General features: G+C 38.8%; 15 protein-coding genes and 1 pseudogene. 15 read left to right on the top strand and 1 reads right to left on the bottom strand.

From position 1 onward, the window contains the following. The first annotated feature begins 19 nt into the window (after positions 1 to 19). From JJN12_RS08375 to JJN12_RS14720, 12 genes and pseudogenes are all read left to right on the top strand, one after another. Positions 20 to 220, top strand: coding sequence for a hypothetical protein (locus JJN12_RS08375; RefSeq protein ID WP_208429255.1), 201 nt, complete (start codon positions 20 to 22; stop codon positions 218 to 220). Next, the gene (locus JJN12_RS08370) at positions 198 to 629 is read left to right on the top strand and encodes a hypothetical protein (protein WP_208429254.1); all 432 of its coding nucleotides are present in this window, start codon (positions 198 to 200) and stop codon (positions 627 to 629) included. Before JJN12_RS08375 ends, JJN12_RS08370 begins: the two co-directional genes overlap by 23 nt. A gap of 4 nt (positions 630 to 633) precedes the next feature. After that, complete coding sequence (locus JJN12_RS08365) at positions 634 to 1,953, top strand: type IV secretory system conjugative DNA transfer family protein (protein WP_208429253.1); 1,320 nt, start codon at positions 634 to 636, stop codon at positions 1,951 to 1,953. 3 nt (positions 1,954 to 1,956) lie between these two features. Then, positions 1,957 to 3,234: a hypothetical protein gene (locus JJN12_RS08360; protein ID WP_208429252.1), complete on the top strand. Its 1,278-nt coding sequence runs from the start codon at positions 1,957 to 1,959 to the stop codon at positions 3,232 to 3,234. Between the two features lie 78 nt (positions 3,235 to 3,312). Further along, the gene (locus JJN12_RS08355) at positions 3,313 to 4,011 is read left to right on the top strand and encodes a vWA domain-containing protein (protein WP_208429251.1); all 699 of its coding nucleotides are present in this window, start codon (positions 3,313 to 3,315) and stop codon (positions 4,009 to 4,011) included. Positions 4,012 to 4,050: 39 nt separating this feature from the next. Beyond that, entirely contained in the window at positions 4,051 to 5,208 is a 1,158-nt protein-coding gene (locus JJN12_RS08350) for a protein phosphatase 2C domain-containing protein (protein ID WP_208429250.1), read from the top strand. Between the two features lie 25 nt (positions 5,209 to 5,233). Next, positions 5,234 to 6,193 carry a transglutaminase domain-containing protein gene (locus JJN12_RS08345; protein ID WP_208429249.1) on the top strand — a complete coding sequence of 320 codons (960 nt, stop codon included), beginning with the start codon at positions 5,234 to 5,236 and terminating at the stop codon, positions 6,191 to 6,193. 9 nt (positions 6,194 to 6,202) lie between these two features. Continuing rightward, on the top strand, positions 6,203 to 6,757 hold the full coding sequence (locus tag JJN12_RS08340) for a SecY-interacting protein Syd (protein WP_208429248.1): 555 nt from the start codon (positions 6,203 to 6,205) through the stop codon (positions 6,755 to 6,757). Beyond that, on the top strand, positions 6,757 to 7,446 hold the full coding sequence (locus tag JJN12_RS08335; RefSeq protein ID WP_208429247.1) for a hypothetical protein: 690 nt from the start codon (positions 6,757 to 6,759) through the stop codon (positions 7,444 to 7,446). Before JJN12_RS08340 ends, JJN12_RS08335 begins: the two co-directional genes overlap by 1 nt. A gap of 38 nt (positions 7,447 to 7,484) precedes the next feature. Continuing rightward, a complete protein-coding gene (locus JJN12_RS08330; RefSeq protein ID WP_208429246.1) occupies positions 7,485 to 7,865 on the top strand; it encodes a hypothetical protein in 381 nt (126 codons plus the stop codon). 30 nt (positions 7,866 to 7,895) lie between these two features. Next, entirely contained in the window at positions 7,896 to 10,460 is a 2,565-nt protein-coding gene (locus JJN12_RS08325; RefSeq protein WP_208429245.1) for a hypothetical protein, read from the top strand. A 49-nt stretch (positions 10,461 to 10,509) separates the two neighbouring features. After that, positions 10,510 to 11,244: pseudogene (locus JJN12_RS14720) on the top strand (aminoglycoside phosphotransferase family protein); the annotation flags it as partial. 90 nt (positions 11,245 to 11,334) lie between these two features. Here JJN12_RS14720 and JJN12_RS14190 read toward each other — a convergent pair. After that, positions 11,335 to 12,507 (bottom strand): hypothetical protein, encoded by a 1,173-nt coding sequence (locus JJN12_RS14190; RefSeq protein WP_236013739.1) that lies wholly within the window; start codon positions 12,505 to 12,507, stop codon positions 11,335 to 11,337. Positions 12,508 to 12,693: 186 nt separating this feature from the next. Between JJN12_RS14190 and JJN12_RS08315 the strand changes: the two genes are divergently transcribed. The 3 genes from JJN12_RS08315 to JJN12_RS08305 all read left to right on the top strand — a co-directional run bounded on the left by JJN12_RS08315 (position 12,694) and on the right by JJN12_RS08305 (position 17,543). Continuing rightward, positions 12,694 to 14,982, top strand: coding sequence for an RICIN domain-containing protein (locus JJN12_RS08315; RefSeq protein WP_208429243.1), 2,289 nt, complete (start codon positions 12,694 to 12,696; stop codon positions 14,980 to 14,982). A 139-nt stretch (positions 14,983 to 15,121) separates the two neighbouring features. Continuing rightward, positions 15,122 to 15,820: a hypothetical protein gene (locus tag JJN12_RS08310; protein WP_208429242.1), complete on the top strand. Its 699-nt coding sequence runs from the start codon at positions 15,122 to 15,124 to the stop codon at positions 15,818 to 15,820. A gap of 106 nt (positions 15,821 to 15,926) precedes the next feature. Then, on the top strand, positions 15,927 to 17,543 hold the full coding sequence (locus JJN12_RS08305; RefSeq protein WP_208429241.1) for a DEAD/DEAH box helicase: 1,617 nt from the start codon (positions 15,927 to 15,929) through the stop codon (positions 17,541 to 17,543). Positions 17,544 to 17,546: the final 3 nt, after the last annotated feature.

The following is a 17,546-nucleotide window of genomic DNA, read 5'->3' as shown; positions in this document are numbered from 1 at the left end:
AAATGGAAGGATAATGCACTTGGAAAAAGGAAATAGTATAAAGCGTGCTACATCAGCAGAAGCTCAGGAAGAAGGCAAAAGAAAAATAAAAGCTTTCAGATCGGAAATATATGATCTACTGGATAAAGGAAATAAAAAAGTTTTTACTAATCACGGAGAGAATGGTAGTCAGAACAAGCTGACAGAAGGCAAGGATAATGGCAGATCAGAAAACCGGTAACGGTGTAAATTCAGACGATGAAGCCATGATGGATTACAGGCTCAGCGATGCCGAATGGCAATTAATTTTGAGGAAGTACGAAAAGTGTCAATCAGAGTTAAGTCCGTTGGCTCGGAGCAATATATCCAGGCTAATCCATTCAATAGCAGCTTCGAAAACGATTACAACGGTACAGCAGGTTAATCTGCTCATAACCTTACTGCTTTATAAAGAAGATGTACAAGAATACGAGGAAACGGAACAAACGATTTCTCATAAGAATAATACAGGAATTAAGGCATTTGATGATGACGATAAAATAATGAGAATAAATGAAATTGTGGAGCAACTTCGGCTGTTGATTATGCAATACCAAGCACATGATAAATGTAAAATAATGTGCCATGAGTTGGTGCGTAACAGGAGGTGAGACTGTGGATGTAAAATTGAATCCGTTATATGGCTCAACAGTAGACCAGAACCCTGTCGCGACGGATGGCAATCCTTTTGTGCTTATTCCTGGAAGTTTTAAGAATAAGCCAACTCCTCTTTGCATGAGCAAAGACACTTTGAGTAAACATACAATGCTGATTGGAGGAACGGGTTGTGGCAAATCAAATGTTTTTTATCACATTGTTAACCAGATAAAAAAGAAGCTGACACCTAACGATGTGATGATCGTATTTGATACAAAAGGTGATTACTATGATCTTTTTGGAACAAGCAATGATTATGTTATTGGCAGCGGAGCTTCATTCGAGGGTAAAAGTGAGAAATGGAATATCTTTAAGGAAATAGTCTCTGATGGTTGGGATCAAAGAAACGCGGAATTAAATGCCCATGAGATAGCGTGGTCGATATTTCGGGAGGCTATTGAGAAGAGTAAAGATCCGTTTTTCCCTCAAGCTGCAAGAGATCTACTCGCTGCAATCTTTCTATGCATGATTGAAGAAGGCCGGGAGAATATTGAATACCGAAAAGAATGCCTCTTCAACTCCGAACTGAAAAGAGCCCTAGACGAGTCCACAATATTTGATGTAAAGGCCATGATTGAATCTCATCCTCATTTTGCATCGGTGCTAAGTTACATAGGAGACGGCACAACTGGTCAGGCTCTTGGAGTCTATGCCGAGATGCTTGGAACAGTCAGGAAACTGCTTGTTACCTGTTTCGATGATAAAGGAATGTTTTCTATACGGGACTTCGTCAGAAAGACCGGAGGGAAGACGCTATTTATTGAGTACGATATTTCTCTGGGGCAAACAATGACGGCAATATATAGCTTACTTTTTGACCTTGCATTGAAAGAAGCCCTTGGAAGGAACAAACCTCAAGGAGATGTTTATCTGATCTGCGATGAGTTTAGGTTAATTCCACATTTACAACACATCGATGACGGCGTGAATTTCGGACGGAGCCTTGGCGTCAAAATAATAGCTGGTCTCCAAAGCATTAATCAGCTGACAGAAGCGTATGGTGAATATAAAGGAAAGAATATTCTTGCCGGATTTTCGTCAGTGTTTGCTTTTCATGCTAACGACAAGTACACAAGGGACTATATTGTAGGACTGCATGGGAAAAATATAGTAATGGAACAATATAAAACCCTGTCGAACTCAATTCATGAAGAAAGACATGAAGCACATGTTGTGGAAGATTGGAATATGAGTGAATTGGAGATTGGCGAAGCTGTTATCAGTTTCCCATTTGACAGGCCTTTCAAATATAAGTTTGATTTGTACAGGAAGGTTTAATCTATGAGGAATTATCTGAATGGATTAGCCGGAATGCATATAGTGGGAGCGAATAATCGAATGAACAGGAGAACCCTTCGAAAAATTCAAGAAGCTAATGAAATGAACCAAGGAATAATTCGGTATCGTCCCAGTCAGATAGAGGCATTTATAGATGATACGGTTCCAGTTGAAAGCCTGCTCTTTTCCGGCGGAGCAAATTCGATTCGTGTTCGCAAGATGCTAAGAGCTATAGAGTGCGCCTGTATTCAAGGTTATATGGTGCTTGTGATGCATTGTGGCAATTCAGAGCTGGAACAAGGTTTAAACGGGTATTTTGGAGTTAATAATGTTTGCTTGGCAAACAGGAACAACCCGATTTATGATCCATTCGTAGGTGCTTCCAATGCGGAAATTGCCAGACTTGTTATTTCTTCGGCACCGAAGAATAATAAGATCAATTCTGTCGGGAGATACTATCTCAACGGAGTGAGCGATTATATCAAGTACAATCATAAAAGTCCGAGATGCTATATGTTTATTAACTGTCCGCACCTTACGTTTATCGATAGAGTAAATGATGCTGAAAGCCAGGGGAGAATTAGTTCAAATGAGGCCAGAATGGTAATCTCTCAGATCATGCAGGGTGAGGTCGAGAGGGGAAACATCGAAAATTTCTTTCATGAATTGTCTCTTCAGGGAAGTGCTGTTTTAGCGAAGAAGTCAAATGCAGCATATGCAGTAAACCTTTTAGCTGCAGCCAACAGGCAGCAGATTTTTTCAGTGGATATACAGTCAGGGGCAAATGCATTATTGATCAACCTTCTTGTGAATGAAACAGAGGCAGTTATTTCACAAGGGAGCAAAATGCTTATTGTTGTCGACAGTTTAAAAATTAATGCTGGTGAAGCTTTAATGAATTATATAAAACGCGGAGGAAGTGCCAATGGTGCAATTGTATCTTCCGATGATGTGTTTGCTGAATTTGGCGGGTCAGATAGCGATTTCTTTGCGTTTGCAGGAAAATGCTCTAAACTGATTATTTCAAAGCATTCCTCGGCGTATAGCTGCCAAAAACTGTCGGATGCCATAGGCTCATATGATAAGCAGGAAGTGAGCAGTTCGTTTTCCAGAAATGTAAATTATTTTGGGAGATGGGGGGTCGGTTCCGGACAAACAGAAAATATAAGTATAAAACGTGAAAATATAGTTAAGCCTGAAGAAATTCAAAGGCTGAATAATGATGAGGTTTATATCCTTGACAAGGATTCTGGAGAATTGTCCTATACCTCAGTAATTTAGGAAACTATGGTCAATGGCCATTGTTTATAAAAATGTAAAATCAAACCAAAATCAAAAACCTTATAGGAGGAAAGTAAAATGGAAGAAATGGTTCAGAGAGGTTTTGGCGACTTTGCTCCCCAGATTGTTAAGGCTAGTGAGCCGCATATGGCTTGCTTGTTCCTTCTTGACACATCAGGGAGTATGCAAGGTGAACCAATTAATGAGCTCGAATCTGCGCTTAACAGATTCAAGATTGAGGTCTGTGAAGACAAGACAACAAGAGATGTACTTGATGTGGCAATCGTAGAATTTAATTCCACTGTGAATGTGGTGCAGGAATTTGTCCCGATCGAATACATGGAGCCGGTGTCTTTAAAAGCTTATGGCGGAACAGACATGAATGGCGGTCTAAGGACGGCAATTGATATGGTTATTGAAAGAGGAAGATTTTATAGTCTATCTGGCACACAGCCTTATTGCCCTTGGATTGTCATGATTACAGATGGTTATCCGAACGATTCAATAGATAATGTTGCAGAGGAGATTCTCTCTCTTGATCAGCAGGACAAACTTCGCCTTTGGTCGCTTGCCGTAAAAGGAGCCGATACTAAGCCTCTGAACAAATTGGGACATGGCAAGAGAGTGCTTGCGTTAGAGGGCTATGATTTCTCAAAGTTCTTTGACTGGGTTAATAAAAGCATGCGTTCTATTTCGGTAAGTTCTCCAGGAGAAAAAGTGCGTGGACAGGAACTGCCAGATAATGTTAACAAGGCAATAGATGATGATTGGATGTAAGAAAATCCAATATTATCTGCAACGGAGGCTGATAATAATATGATTTATACTTATGGAATAACGCAACAAGGAACATACCATGTAAAGCATGGCTTGATTTGTCAGGATGCTCACAATATTATCAAATGTGATGAGTCGTATGTTATTGCCGCCGTTGCAGATGGACTGGGTAGTGAAGAACATTCGGATATTGCTTCGCAGATGGCGGCAAAAATCTCTACAGAGTACTGTGCTGAGAACATAAAAGATGATTGCTCTGATGAACAGATTATGGAAATTATCAGAGACTCTTTTGCGCTGGCACAGTCTCGTATTGAGAAGGTTGCGACTGACAACGGACACGACTTAGATCAATACGATACAACACTCTCCTTGGCCGTATTTAGGGGGAATGCTCTTTATTATGGCCAGTCGGGAGATAGTGGAATTGTAACGCTGACAGCGGAAGGTCTCTACAAAAAAGTTGTTGAGCAACAAAGAGATGAAGAAGGACGTGTTTTTCCACTATATTTTGGTGAAGATAAATGGGTTTTTGGCAAATTTCCTGAGCCGGTGGTAAGCGTTTTTCTGGCGACTGACGGAATGCTTGAAACGCTTTTCCCTGTATACATTCGAAATGAACCTGTGAATATTTATGTTGCGCTGGCAAGATATTTTATGGGACCAGATTCCCTGCATATTGAGGAATCCGGGGAAGACTACGTAAAAGAAAAAGTGTCAGAATTTATGGACAGCATACCGGATGCACAGGTCAACGATGATAAAACTGTGGTGGTTATGGTAAATCCGGATTTTGAAATGAAAATACAGGAGCCAGATTATTATGCAGAACCAAATTGGGAAGAACTGCGCCGCAGGTACGAAGAAGCATGGAAAAGAGCCGCATATCCACATCTTTTCAAAGATGCAGAAAACGATCAAGAGGAAATAAAGAATAACATGGAAGCGAACGGTGGCGCCGGGGATGAAGAAGATAATGATAATTCTTGCAGTAGTGTTACCAGGAAAAGTGCAGGTAACGAAGGAGCTTTATCAGATGAAACACAGGATTTGAAGAAGGTTCCTTGTGAGGGATTCATCAACGATGAAGAACAAAAGGGAAAAACTCAAATAAAATATGGTGCCAAACTTGATAAGGGAAAAGGTGTGTTCAAGAAGCTTTTTTCTAAATCTGAAAACAGTCCCGATACAGAATGATCGTGCATTTTTGAAAGGAGATTTGATGATGGGCATTACCTCAAAAGCAGAAAGGCATGCTTTAAATAAAATCATCGAATCTCTTTATCTTTATTCTGATGAGATAACGGTGGCATCTTTATTTTCTAATGAAAAATTGCAATCGTGTCTTCAGAACGAACTGGTATGTAATCCGGAGTTGTTTTTCGTAAACGGATTTAAGTTGATGTATAGCCCGATAACTACGGCGGTATATCCAAGCTACGGTTATGATGAAGCGACATTTAAACGGATTTTGGATTCGTGTCGAAAAAAGAGGAGCCAGTTGGTATCAAGAATCCAAGGAAATGATAACTATTCCAGAGTTCTTCAGGCACACGATTTTCTGGCACGGAATGTCAGATATATTAATGGAATTGATAAAGATCTTCACACCATTGTAGGGCCTTTTACCAAAAAGCAAGGGGTCTGTGAGGGATATGCAAAGGCATATAAATATTTGCTTGATATGATGAATATTCCTTGCCGAATTGTATATGGATATGGCTGTGATCCGGGGGTTGAGATTGAAGAAAGTCATGCATGGAATATGATCCAATTGGACGAAAACTGGCTTCATGTAGATGTGACTTTTGACACGACTATCAGAAGCGGACAAGTTCTCAGGTATGATTACTTCGGGTTATCAACTGAACAGATTGCCAGGGATCACCGGTTTGAAAAAGAAAAGTATCCAATAGCTGAATGCTTAGGCTATGGATATTATGAACGGAATAATCTTGTGATGACTACAAGGAAGCAAATGAGAGATTATTTATCAGGCGCACTTCATTCCGGCAAGACAGATTGTGTGTTTAAGCTTCCAGATTCATCATCTGGAGAAAATCTTGATGCTAAGGTTTCATCGGAGATCCAGAATCTTTTGCAACAACTGAGAATGAATCTTCGGTACACCATAAATTTCAATTTGAAGCAGCGGGTATTTCATGCGAGCTTTGAAAGATAGGAGAAATTAATGAATTTGGATATGAAGGCCGCATTCGGCAAATATTTTCCAAAACTTGATTCATTATATAATAGCACCTTTGGAACAAAACCGACGGTGCCTTATTCGAAAACTATTAACAAAGCACTGCTAATTGGTTCTCCAGATGAGGATGGAGAAATACAATGGGCTCCAAAAGAGCAGGATGTGGAATCTGACTGGGGTGTTTGTGAAGATGAACTGGGCTTCAAGTTATCCCGAGAGCTTAAAGATTATTACAACACGTGCTACTTTCTTGCGATTTCTGGAGTGTTTGGAAGCTGTGAACTGCATTTTTACAAGATTGACGGCTTTGAGCCATTAGAAAGAGTTATTCTGAGGAACTTCAATGATGCTCAATACACATTTCCAGGAACGGAGATGTTTCTAATCGGAAATGCCACAGTGAATGATGATGACAGTTATTTCATATATTATGACAACGCTACGGGCAAATTATTTTGCTATGAGTCTGATACAAAAAATGAGGTGCTTCTGTCATATTCTCTTGCTAAGACAATAGGGAACATGGAGGCAAGCTTGTGATGGGAGTGAGTTTATACGAAGGAATTACCAAGAGCGAGCTTAATGCTGATAGAACCACATCTGAAGGAAAAACGTATACTATTAACCATCCGAACGAATTATTGGTAAATATGCGATATAAGGGGAATGCTGGTCCAAACGTAAACTCGCAGGGATGGGAAAGAAGCAGCTCTTATTATTTTAAGGAGCTTCAAGGTCAGCATCCAGAATACTTCAGTAAGAAAAATAATATGCTGATAGAATCCGGAAAATCACCTGTTGTTGATAAGAAGTTTGTGGATAATTTCCCGCAATATAAAGAGTATAAAGGCGAAACATTGGTTCATCATCATATAGGACAAGACGGACAGGCTGTTGCCTTGCCGCAAAGTGTTCACAAGGGTTATGGGGAAATACATACTGTTGAGCATGATCTGGGGATAACTGACAAGGCTAAGGCTTTCTCCCAATCTTGTGGGGAGGCATGTAAAAAGAATCCATCTCTTTGTGGGCAGACTTCAGACAAGTTTAAGGCAGCACATAATAATAGAACAAGGAAAAATAATTATGACAATGGCGTAGCATCTGAAAATAAAGCCAACGTAAATAAAAACTCAATAAAAGGTGCTACTCATGGCACGCAAGGTACAGCAGATAGCCACCAAGTGTCAAATTCACATGGAAAAAGTACGAGCCAGTCACGTGGCTGAGATGGCACGTTAATAATATATGCGAGGTATTCAGTATTATGCAGAACAGAGAAACAAGTTTTGAAAAGGATCCACATCTTAGAAGGAACGATTCTCTTGCCCAAAAGTCGGCAAGTAATTCCGGTAATAAATGGGCTGAAGCTATGAAAGGTGTCTCTTCTTATTCTGAACATATGAGGCAGGTTGAAGCGAGAAATGCGGCAAATAAAAATGCTTTCAAACAGGCATCTGGAAAAACAGGTTCAACACAAAGCCAGGCCAACGCTTTTTCAAGAGCATCTTCTCCTGCTCAAAACACCTCGCGAACAGTTTCTAATAATGCTGTCAAATCTTCCTCAAACACGCAGTACAGGAGCACATGGGGAACGGGGCAAACGACATCGGCTTGGCATGGACAGTCTGCAAGCAGGTCAAAGTAATATAAATCTTAATGTGGGAGAGCTAAGAGAATGGTTAGGACGTATGAAGAATACATAAAGTTGCTCGAAGCAGAGCTGAAACAGCACAACTATAATGAATTGAATGAAAGTGAGATAGCAGCATTTATCAAAAAACATCAGCTCGATAAAAATCAGGGTATAGTGGTAAAGGACGTTTTATCTGATGTTAGGACTCTGATTAATTTACATAGTAAGGGGAAAACAGCGTATCCCTCCAGCACTGTCAATTCGAATAGTACCAGATCCTATGCTCAAAGCATTACACCGACCGTCAATTCGAATAGTACCAGTTCCAATGCTCGAAGTGTTGCGACAAGCCACGCATATAATTTGAAGCAGGGGCAACTCGTTGGATTGTCCGGTAAGATATATACATTGGAAAATAGATCATTTAGTAAGGGTGGAGAGGGAGAAATTTTCAGGCTCGTTGGAAATCAAAATCAAGTGATTAAAATCTATTTCTCGAGTAGAGTATCGAAAGAATTGGAACAAAAGTTACGTTATATGGCAGATAATCCACCTGAATCTAGTGTGCTAAATCAAGTGGCGTGGCCAATAGATGTTGTTTATGATGAAAACAGGATTTTTAAGGGCTTTGTTATGCCAAAGCTTGATATTAATGCTGAGTTGGGAGACGTCTACCCATATCCACCGACCAACCCAGAGTCAAAGATAGCTCTGAATTATAAGCTGATTATAGCCATGAATATATGTACGGTTATAAATGCTGTCCACAGAGCAGGGTATGTATTTGGTGACTTTAATCCAGGTAATATTGGAATTAATATGAAAACTGGAATGGTAGCTTTTCTTGACACAGATAGTTACCATATAGTTCTTGACGAAAGGAATAACAAAGCATTCAGGTGTAAGGTGTGTAAAGATGGATATGTTGCCCCTGAGCTACTTAAGCAATGTGAGCCATACAAAACAGATGCTTATGCTAATGCACCGCTACCTACATTCACAAAGGAAACCGATAATTTTGCGCTAGCAATTCATATTTTTAGGCTTTTAATGAATGGCTACACTCCTTTTAATGGTATTAAAGAAACAGAGAGGATCTCATCTGCATCACCTGGTGTAGGCAACCAAGCCATTAAACGAAACTTATACTGTTTCAATCCTGGAAATAAGCCGCAGGCGACTGCTGTTCCTCCTGTAAGCATTTTGCCGGATAAAATAAAGAAATTATTTAAAAGAGCATTTATTGATGGTGCAAAAAATCCAAAGAAGAGACCTGATGCTTCAGAATGGTATTCAGCACTTTCTGAGTATGAAAAGGGTTTAATTAAATGCTCAAAATATCCCAATCAGCATTTGTATAAAAAAGGGCTCTCATCTTGTCCGTGGTGTGAAGCTGATGAAAGATTCTATCAGTCCATTACAAACCAAAGGCCGTTCCCCTCTCCTGTTGTAACACCGCCAACGAATACTATAAATAGTTCGTCAGGTGTTTCAGGTGTTGTTAAACCACCTTCTTCAACTCAAACAGTAACAGGTACACCTGTAACAAAATACAATGTCCAACCATCACAGGGAGCGTTAGCTGGCTATGCTAATGTGAAGACATCACAAGGTAAAACTAGAATCCCTTTACAGGACAAAATAGCGAATGTTGCAGGATTTCTATATCCGATTAGTTGGATTATTTTTATTGCTAACATCTGTTTCTGTCTTGCTCCCTTTGTGAGCAATGGATCAATTTCCTACAACGATTCTATGCTATATGGTTTGAATTATAAACTATATACAGTTTCAAGCCTGGTTTCGATAGCATTAATGTGTTTTGCAACTAACCTAAAAAATACAAGTTCTGTAGGAATTGTGTTCAGTTGGATTTGGGGATTTATAACCTGTTTCGGTGTTACCACGGTAAGGTATACACAGATGGGATTTAACTCTACAAGTGCATCGAACGCATGGAAGTTCTTTGGTATTCTTATCGTTACTTTTGTTGCCGCAATAATTAGCAGTGCAAAACTTGGAGATAGAATCAGAGTAGGAGCTGCCAACAGACAGTCCCGTCTGAAACAGAGATTTAGCACTTTCGACGTAATTTTTCTCGTTTTGTTAATTGGTGTGTCGGCATTTTGCATACCATTGTTACTTGATCTTAACAAGTTTTATTCCTTTGCAAGTAACTATAACTTATTCGCAATCGCAGTTTGGGTAGTTCCAGTAGTGTTCTTTATCATGTTTATGGCTTCTTGGTCAGGAAATGAAGTCGTTGGATCATGGTTTTGTGCTACTATGGCAGTTCTTTTTGAATGTGTTGTTTTAAGACTTGCAACTATGGATAGCGCAGGGGCTATTATTCTTTGGTTTGTCTTAGCATGTGTGGCTTTGGGACTAATTGCTTATATGCAGTCAGAGGTTGAAAATATAGTATCAATAGTGACTTTTATTTCATTTTTTGTATTCTTTATAGTGGGTGCATTTACGGACTTAACCATACTGGGAAATGGAGTTAGTGCAGTTGGAGAAGGAGCACATTGGTGGACAGTCGCTCCCGCAATAATAGATGTTATCGTTGCTACAATTTTTTCAATATCGGAAATTGTAAGGAAATAAAATATTCTAGTTATAACCAACAATTGAGAAAGTGTATGGATGTTTCAAGATGGATAGCATAAAATGTCATTTGATTACTTTAGAAAAACATGGGGGTATAAAAAAGACAAAACGTCTTGATGCCGGATCAGAATCTGTGAAATATATGCTCACTGCACATGATGGTAGTAAGTATCTTCTCAAAATATACAGCTATAATAATGAGCGTAATGTGCAATTGAATGCCGAAATCAATAGACGTATCTTGGAGAATGGCATCCATACTCCATTGATACTTGAAGTCGGGAAAACCGATGTGGATTTACTCCCATATGAACTGCTTGAATGGATTCCTGGCACATCGGTTGACATATTGCTATTGGGAAATGCTCCAAGTGAAGAAAAGTACAAAAGAGGTATTGCAGCTGGTAAGTATCTTAAAAGGATACATGAATTGGATTACCATGCTGTATGTGAACCTAAACATATGCTCTTGAACAAACGAATAAAATATATCCTTGAAAAATATGTGGAACTTGAAATCGCCGGACAATACACATACAGAGGGAGCATCTTCAGAGATTATATTCTAGGGACACCTTACTGTGATACAGAAAGCAAACATTGTTTGTTGCATGGTGATTTTCATATAGGAAATATAATTGAAGGTAGCACTGGGGATATATGGATTATTGATTGGGTTTACAACTTAATAGGTAATCCTATTGAAGATTTTGTTCGTATATTTGTGAGCGCCGAAAAAAGCTCTGAATTTGCAAAAGGACAGATAGACGGATATTTTGGAGGACATCCCTCGGAAGGCTTTTGGGAAAGCTTGAAAATGCTTGTTGCAATACAGCAGCTTGAAATCTTGTTGCTCCCATTAGGAAAACTATCAGATGGACGAGATGTATGTGAGCACCAGCATGAGATTATTTTTGAGCAGTACAAGGGGATGGAGTCTATAATACCCAAATCCTTCTTTACAGACAGGGACACCATCCTTACCGATGGTAAAGTCGTTTTTGTATTTGACTTTGATACCACGTTTTTCATTCAAATCAATGAAAGGCGTGATGTTTTCCTGTTTACAGTACTCGTAGATAGGCATTGCATCATGGGCAGAATCTAAAAGGAGCTTTGTAACGATGAAATCAGGAAGAAGGGATTTCATTCTGAAAAATGTTTCTAAAAATCCATGAGAATCATGTTTAGAAGCAGGATTTAATAAAGGGAAAACAGGCAGGTCGCTTTCAGAATCGGATGCAACCAGCATATATAAATCATATCCATGATACCAACAGTCTCTGGAAGAATCCCATCCGATATCGCAGTCCGGTTGGGAAAAGTATCTGTCACAGCTGCATTCAGAAATACCCTTTTTGCGACAGCAACAAATACGGCTGCTTCTTATTCTATGAGAGGTAACAACAGGAGTGCCGTCACCTGCTACAGATAAAGAATCAGCATTGATTAATCCTTTAGATACAGACACATCAAGAAACTGCTTTTTATAAATTTGAAGCAGTGAATGATAAGGCTGCTGTTCAGGAATAAAAGTAGTGTGGTCATGCCTGGTAATCAGCTGGTCAACGGTTACTTTTTCAACAGATGCAGCTTTTGCACCTTTGCTTTGTGGTTTCTTTACATTCGCTTTTACGGGATGAATCCTGGGAGAAAGATTATTATCTTCAGAATCCCATAAGCGGTTAAAAAAATCATAAAAAGTACCGACACCCGGTATATTTCCTACTTCGAAACCGCTGAGTATTGCGTACAATGGATTGATTTTAAGTTGAGCGACCCAATCGGTTATGGAAGTAACCTTAAAGTCAATGGATAAAAGATAAGAGCGTTGCATGCAGGAAGGTGTTCTTGGAGCCGGACCAAATTTAGAGTATTTATCACGCATGAGTTCATCAGTGTAAGATAAATCCAAAGTCCAAAAACGTTCAATGATATCCCAAGTAGAGCGGGCAATTGCATCCGGGTTAGGATAATATTTACGAAGATTTTTAACAACAAAGTTTTGGTAGTCGGCATGGCTGCCACAGTTAACAGGTAACATAAAATCGCCTCCAATCGAAAAATATGTATTATAAATAAGGGCGCGTAGCGCCGCATTTTTCGATAGATTTGTCAAGTGTTTTTGTCAAAAAAAGTGGGGGATTTTAATAAAAAAGGAATCTGAAAGCCTTATATTTACTGGCTTAGAGATTCCGAGAGATTATTAAATTAAATGGGAGGAGAGATTATGAACAAAATAGGAAAAAGGATTGTAACTGTAGTTTTTGTATTTACATTTTTGGTTAGTTATATCTTTAATGTTAACGCGTATGCAGAAACTGCCCGTACCAGAGAAGAGGCACTAAATTGGGTCAGAAGTCAGGAAGGTAAATTTTTAGACTTTGACAGACAATATGGTGCACAAAATGGTGCACAATGTGTTGATTTTTTGAGTTTTTATTATCAATACTTAGGTAAGCCTATACTTTGGGGAAATGCTAATGCGTTTACCTGGAGCAATCCACCTGCCGGTTGGACAAAATACCCTACTACAGGTAACTTTGTGCCACAGCCCGGTGATGTGGCGGCGACTACTGCGGGTCCTTACGGCCATGTAGGAATTGTTCTAAGTGCCAACAATGATACGGTTGAGATTATGGATCAAAACCGAAGCGGGAAGAATAGCTACGGTAACTATGATCCGGTTAAAAAGGGCATATTTAGGAAGGCTTACTTCACACATTATATTAGACCTGATTTTAAAACAGATTCAGTGCCTCCGCTCCCAAGCACTACAACTGAAATATATAATGGTTGGTATATAATCAAAACTCTTGGCAGCAGCAATATGGTTGTTACAGCTGATAGTAACATGGGAGTTGAAGCTCCTAATGTATATATCAGTAAAAACAATTTAGCTGATAATCAGCTTTGGTATTTTGAAGTTTTAGGAGATGGAAGTTATAAAATTGTAAATAAACTTAGAAATAAGGTGCTTGATGTCAAGGATATACTTAAGGATAACGAAACTAATATTTTGTTGTGGAACTGGACGGGAACAGATAATCAGAGATGGTATCTGACAAAAAATCCTGACGGAACTTTTGGGCTTATAGCCAAGCATTCACATTTCAGATTTGATGTAGAGTACGAGTGGTTAGATAAAGAAGGAGCAAATATCTGGCAGATTGTACCAAATGGCAGCAGGGCACAGAAGTTTATTATAGAAAATCCTTTCAAGCCGGCTTCAACTACGACTTCTGTAAGCAATGGTAAATACATCATAAAGACAGTTGGTAACGCTGACATGGCTGTAACTGCTGATGATAATATGAGCGTTGAAGCACCTAATGTATATATAAGTAAGGCTAATGGTCAAAAGAATCAGGTGTGGAACTTTGAAGTTTTAGAAGATGGAACATATAAGATTACAAACGAACTAAGAAATAAGGTTTTTGATGTAAAGGATATCAGTAAGAATCTTGGAGCTAATGTTCTTTTGTGGTATTGGACGGGAACAGATAATCAGAGATGGTATCTTGTAAAGAATGCAGATGGAACCTTTGGAATGATGGCTAAGCACTCAGGTTTTATGTTTGATGTAGAAAATGAGTGGATAGAAAAAAATGGTGCAAATATCTGGCAGATTATCCCGAATGGAAGCAAAGCTCAAAAATTCAGACTGGAAAAACTCAATGAAGATTCAAAGAAAACAGATGAAAATGCTAAAAAACAAGAAGATGCAAAGAAGCAGGAAGCAAGTTGTATTGTAAGATTTTTAGATAGTAGCGGAACCCTTATTAAAAAAGAATCTGTTAAGAAAAATGCCAATGCTACAGCTCCGGTAGCTCCGTTAAAAACCGGCTATATCTTCAAAGGCTGGGATAAGAATTATACCAATATAACCGGTAATACTGATATTTATGCAGTATATGAGAAAATTACTGAAAACAGCGTTGAAAATAGTGCTGAGAATAATAATGAACCTGTTAAAAATCAGAATAAATACGATATTACATCTGGTAATGTTGAGGTAAGACTTGTTCCTGTACTAAAAAAATATAAAAATAATAAATATGCATTAAATATATCAGAGGATGCTGTTTATAAGGCATTAGATGAACTGGAAGATGAGGGCGTAATAACTGTCGAAGCTAAGGCTGTTCCTGAGAACTTTAAGAAATTAACAGTTAATCTTACATTAAAATCTATTGAGGATATGTTAGATGAAGAGTTGGAAACTCTTAAACTTGAGTTACCTATAGGAACTGTTACTATATCAGGTGATGCTTTAGAAGATATCTGTAATAAAGCTGCCGGTAAGAAAATTGAAATCCAGATAAAAAGAGTAGTAAGAAAAGATGTAAGCAAAAAGACCTGGAGCAAGCTTAAGGGAGCAAAGCTATATTTTTTGGATATAAAATCAGGACATAAAACCTTACCTAACCTGAACAAAGATGATATAAGTGCAGATGGTCTTTTTGTAAACATGAAAAAGAATGAACTTAGAAAGCACTTAATTTATATTAAAAAATAGGTTAGAGCTTATATAAGAATTATATGCTTGTTTTAGGTTATCTGATTTTAACATTTAAAAGCCTTATATCCGAACTAAAACCGGTTTGTAAGGCTTTTATAAACTTGGTAAATATATAAGTGATCAGGAGGAATGATAAATGAAGCTAAAATTAAAGTGGTATATGTATGTGGTTAGTTTTTTAATTATAGTATCTTTCGTACTGGTAGTTGAAGAAAAGGTATGCGGTGCAGAATTGCACAAAGAAACCTTGGCAGTGACGAAGAATGAGGCAGCAAAAAAATCTACGGCTAAAAAGAAGGCAGAAATAAGGAAGTTTGAGAAAGTAATCCTGCCTGCTTACGAGAAGTATGTGAGAGAGAATTTTTCGAAAGCAGTGGCACATGATTCCCCTTATTCATTTATATATCTGAATAATGACAATATACCTGAACTTGTGGTAGAGGGGGGATTTTCCGCTGCAGGCTGCTTGGTTTGTACATATAACAAAGGTGTTGTTGCATTAAATACCGACAGACTTATGCTGGGATATGTAGAAAAGAAAAATATTCTTCATAATCCATTTGCATATATGGGTTATTTTTCTGATGATGTATATTCGATAAAAAAAGGGAAGTTTGTAAAGGTATGGTCAGGGCATTATGAAGATAAAGAGGATGGAAAAATCCCAATAGAACATACATATTATTATAAAGGTGTTGAAATTTCTGAAAAAAAATATAAGGCTAAACTGAAACGAGCCTTGGGTAATAACAGTGAAACAACAGGGGAATTTATCAAAGGTGATACAATTAGAGAGGCATATAAAAAATTCAAAAAGGCTAAGGGGATTAAATAATCTGCTATTTGACAAAAATCCTGCCTCTATGCTATAATCTATCAGTTACCGGGCATCTCATTACGGAGATGCCCTTTTCTTTCAGTAATAGATAATCAATAAGAGAATGTTATTTGAACACGAAAGGTGGAATTATAATTTGAAATTTAATGAAATGGAACTTGATGAGCGTATATTAAAGGCTGTAAAGGAGCTTGGCTACGAGGAGGCAACTCCTATCCAGACTGAGGCCATACCTGTAGCCATCACAGGAAAGGATATCTTAGGCCAGGCACAGACAGGAACAGGAAAGACAGCAGCATTTTCTATACCTATCTTAAATAATATTGATTCGAGCAATAAGCATTTACAGGCCGTAGTACTTTGCCCTACCAGAGAACTTGCGCTTCAGGTATGTGGAGAGATAAGAAAGCTATCCAGATATATGCATGGCATCAAGCTGGTGCCTGTGTACGGCGGACAGGACATAGTTAAGCAGATAAAGTCCTTGAAGCAGGGAGCACAGATTATAGTGGGAACTCCTGGCCGTGTAATGGATCACATGCGAAGGAAGACAGTGAAGTTTGACCAGGTTAAGATTATGGTACTTGATGAAGCTGACGAGATGCTTGATATGGGATTTAGAGATGATATAGAGACCATCCTAGCTGAAGTGCCTGAGGAGAGACAGACCATGCTTTTTTCAGCTACCATGCCAAAGCCAATCCTTGACATCACAAGGAAGTATCAGAAAAAGGCACAGAATATAAAGATAGCTAAAAAAGAGCTTACAGTTGAGAACATAGAGCAGTATTACTTTGAGGTAAGAAGAAACTACAAGGATGAGATTCTTTCAAGACTTCTTGATATCTACAATCCTGAGTTAAGTATAGTATTCTGTAATACCAAGAAGAAGGTAGAAGAGGTTGCAGGTGAACTTCAGGGCAGAGGCTACTTTGCAGAGGGTCTTCACGGTGACCTTAAGCAGCAGCAGAGAGACAGGGTAATGGGCAATTTCCGTAATGGAAAGACCGAAATCCTTGTAGCTACTGACGTGGCTGCTAGAGGACTTGACGTAAAGGGAGTTGACCTTGTTATCAACTACGATTTGCCACAGGATGACGAATACTATGTACATAGAATCGGAAGAACCGGAAGAGCCGGTAAATCAGGCCTTGCCCTTTCCTTTGTAAGCGGTAAAGAGGTGTACAAGCTTAAAGAGATTCAGCGTTACTGCCATACTAAGATTAGGCTTAAGCCTGTGCCATCACTTGATGATGTTACCAATACAAGGGTAGACAGCCTCTTTAGCGAGCTTTCAGAGATTATTGAGAATGAAGACTTAACCAAGATGACAGAGCTTATCGAGCAGAAGGTAAATGAAGAAGACTTCACCTCTCTTGATGTGGCAGCGGCTTTCTTAAAGCTTTATCTTTCTTCTAAGGAGAGCAGCAGTGATGAGGCGTCCGATTCGGATGTTGATTTTGGAGGAAGCAATGAAAGCGGTATGGTGAGACTCTTCATCAACATTGGAAAGAAGGACAGGGTTAAGCCTGGTGACATCCTTGGAGCAATAGCAGGTGAGTCAGGCATCTCAGGCAAGCTCGTAGGAGAAATCCAGATGTATGACAAGTACACCTTTGTAGAGGTGCCTGCAGAGAATGGTAAGGAAGTTCTTCATGCTATGAAGAATGCGAAGATTAAAGGAAAGAAGATAAACATAGAGCCTGCAAACGCGAGGTAATGA

The sequence above is a fragment of the Catonella massiliensis genome, from assembly GCF_016651435.1.
GTDB classification, from domain to species: Bacteria; Bacillota; Clostridia; order Lachnospirales; family Lachnospiraceae; genus Catonella; species Catonella massiliensis.
This window is presented reverse-complemented; position numbering and strand designations above follow the sequence as displayed.

Bases quoted from the DNA above. Each gene is read 5' to 3' on its own strand.
- JJN12_RS08345 (WP_208429249.1), top strand. From the start codon at position 5,234: ATGATGGGCATTACCTCAAAAGCAGAAAGGCATGCTTTAAATAAAATC.
- JJN12_RS08355 (WP_208429251.1), top strand. From the start codon at position 3,313: ATGGAAGAAATGGTTCAGAGAGGTTTTGGCGACTTTGCTCCCCAGATT.
- JJN12_RS14190 (WP_236013739.1), bottom strand. From the start codon at position 12,507: ATGTTACCTGTTAACTGTGGCAGCCATGCCGACTACCAAAACTTTGTT.
- JJN12_RS08350 (WP_208429250.1), top strand. From the start codon at position 4,051: ATGATTTATACTTATGGAATAACGCAACAAGGAACATACCATGTAAAG.
- JJN12_RS08340 (WP_208429248.1), top strand. From the start codon at position 6,203: ATGAATTTGGATATGAAGGCCGCATTCGGCAAATATTTTCCAAAACTT.
- JJN12_RS08310 (WP_208429242.1), top strand. From the start codon at position 15,122: ATGAAGCTAAAATTAAAGTGGTATATGTATGTGGTTAGTTTTTTAATT.
- JJN12_RS08330 (WP_208429246.1), top strand. From the start codon at position 7,485: ATGCAGAACAGAGAAACAAGTTTTGAAAAGGATCCACATCTTAGAAGG.
- JJN12_RS08315 (WP_208429243.1), top strand. From the start codon at position 12,694: ATGAACAAAATAGGAAAAAGGATTGTAACTGTAGTTTTTGTATTTACA.
- JJN12_RS08360 (WP_208429252.1), top strand. From the start codon at position 1,957: ATGAGGAATTATCTGAATGGATTAGCCGGAATGCATATAGTGGGAGCG.
- JJN12_RS08325 (WP_208429245.1), top strand. From the start codon at position 7,896: ATGGTTAGGACGTATGAAGAATACATAAAGTTGCTCGAAGCAGAGCTG.
- JJN12_RS08370 (WP_208429254.1), top strand. From the start codon at position 198: ATGGCAGATCAGAAAACCGGTAACGGTGTAAATTCAGACGATGAAGCC.
- JJN12_RS08335 (WP_208429247.1), top strand. From the start codon at position 6,757: ATGGGAGTGAGTTTATACGAAGGAATTACCAAGAGCGAGCTTAATGCT.
- JJN12_RS08305 (WP_208429241.1), top strand. From the start codon at position 15,927: ATGTTATTTGAACACGAAAGGTGGAATTATAATTTGAAATTTAATGAA.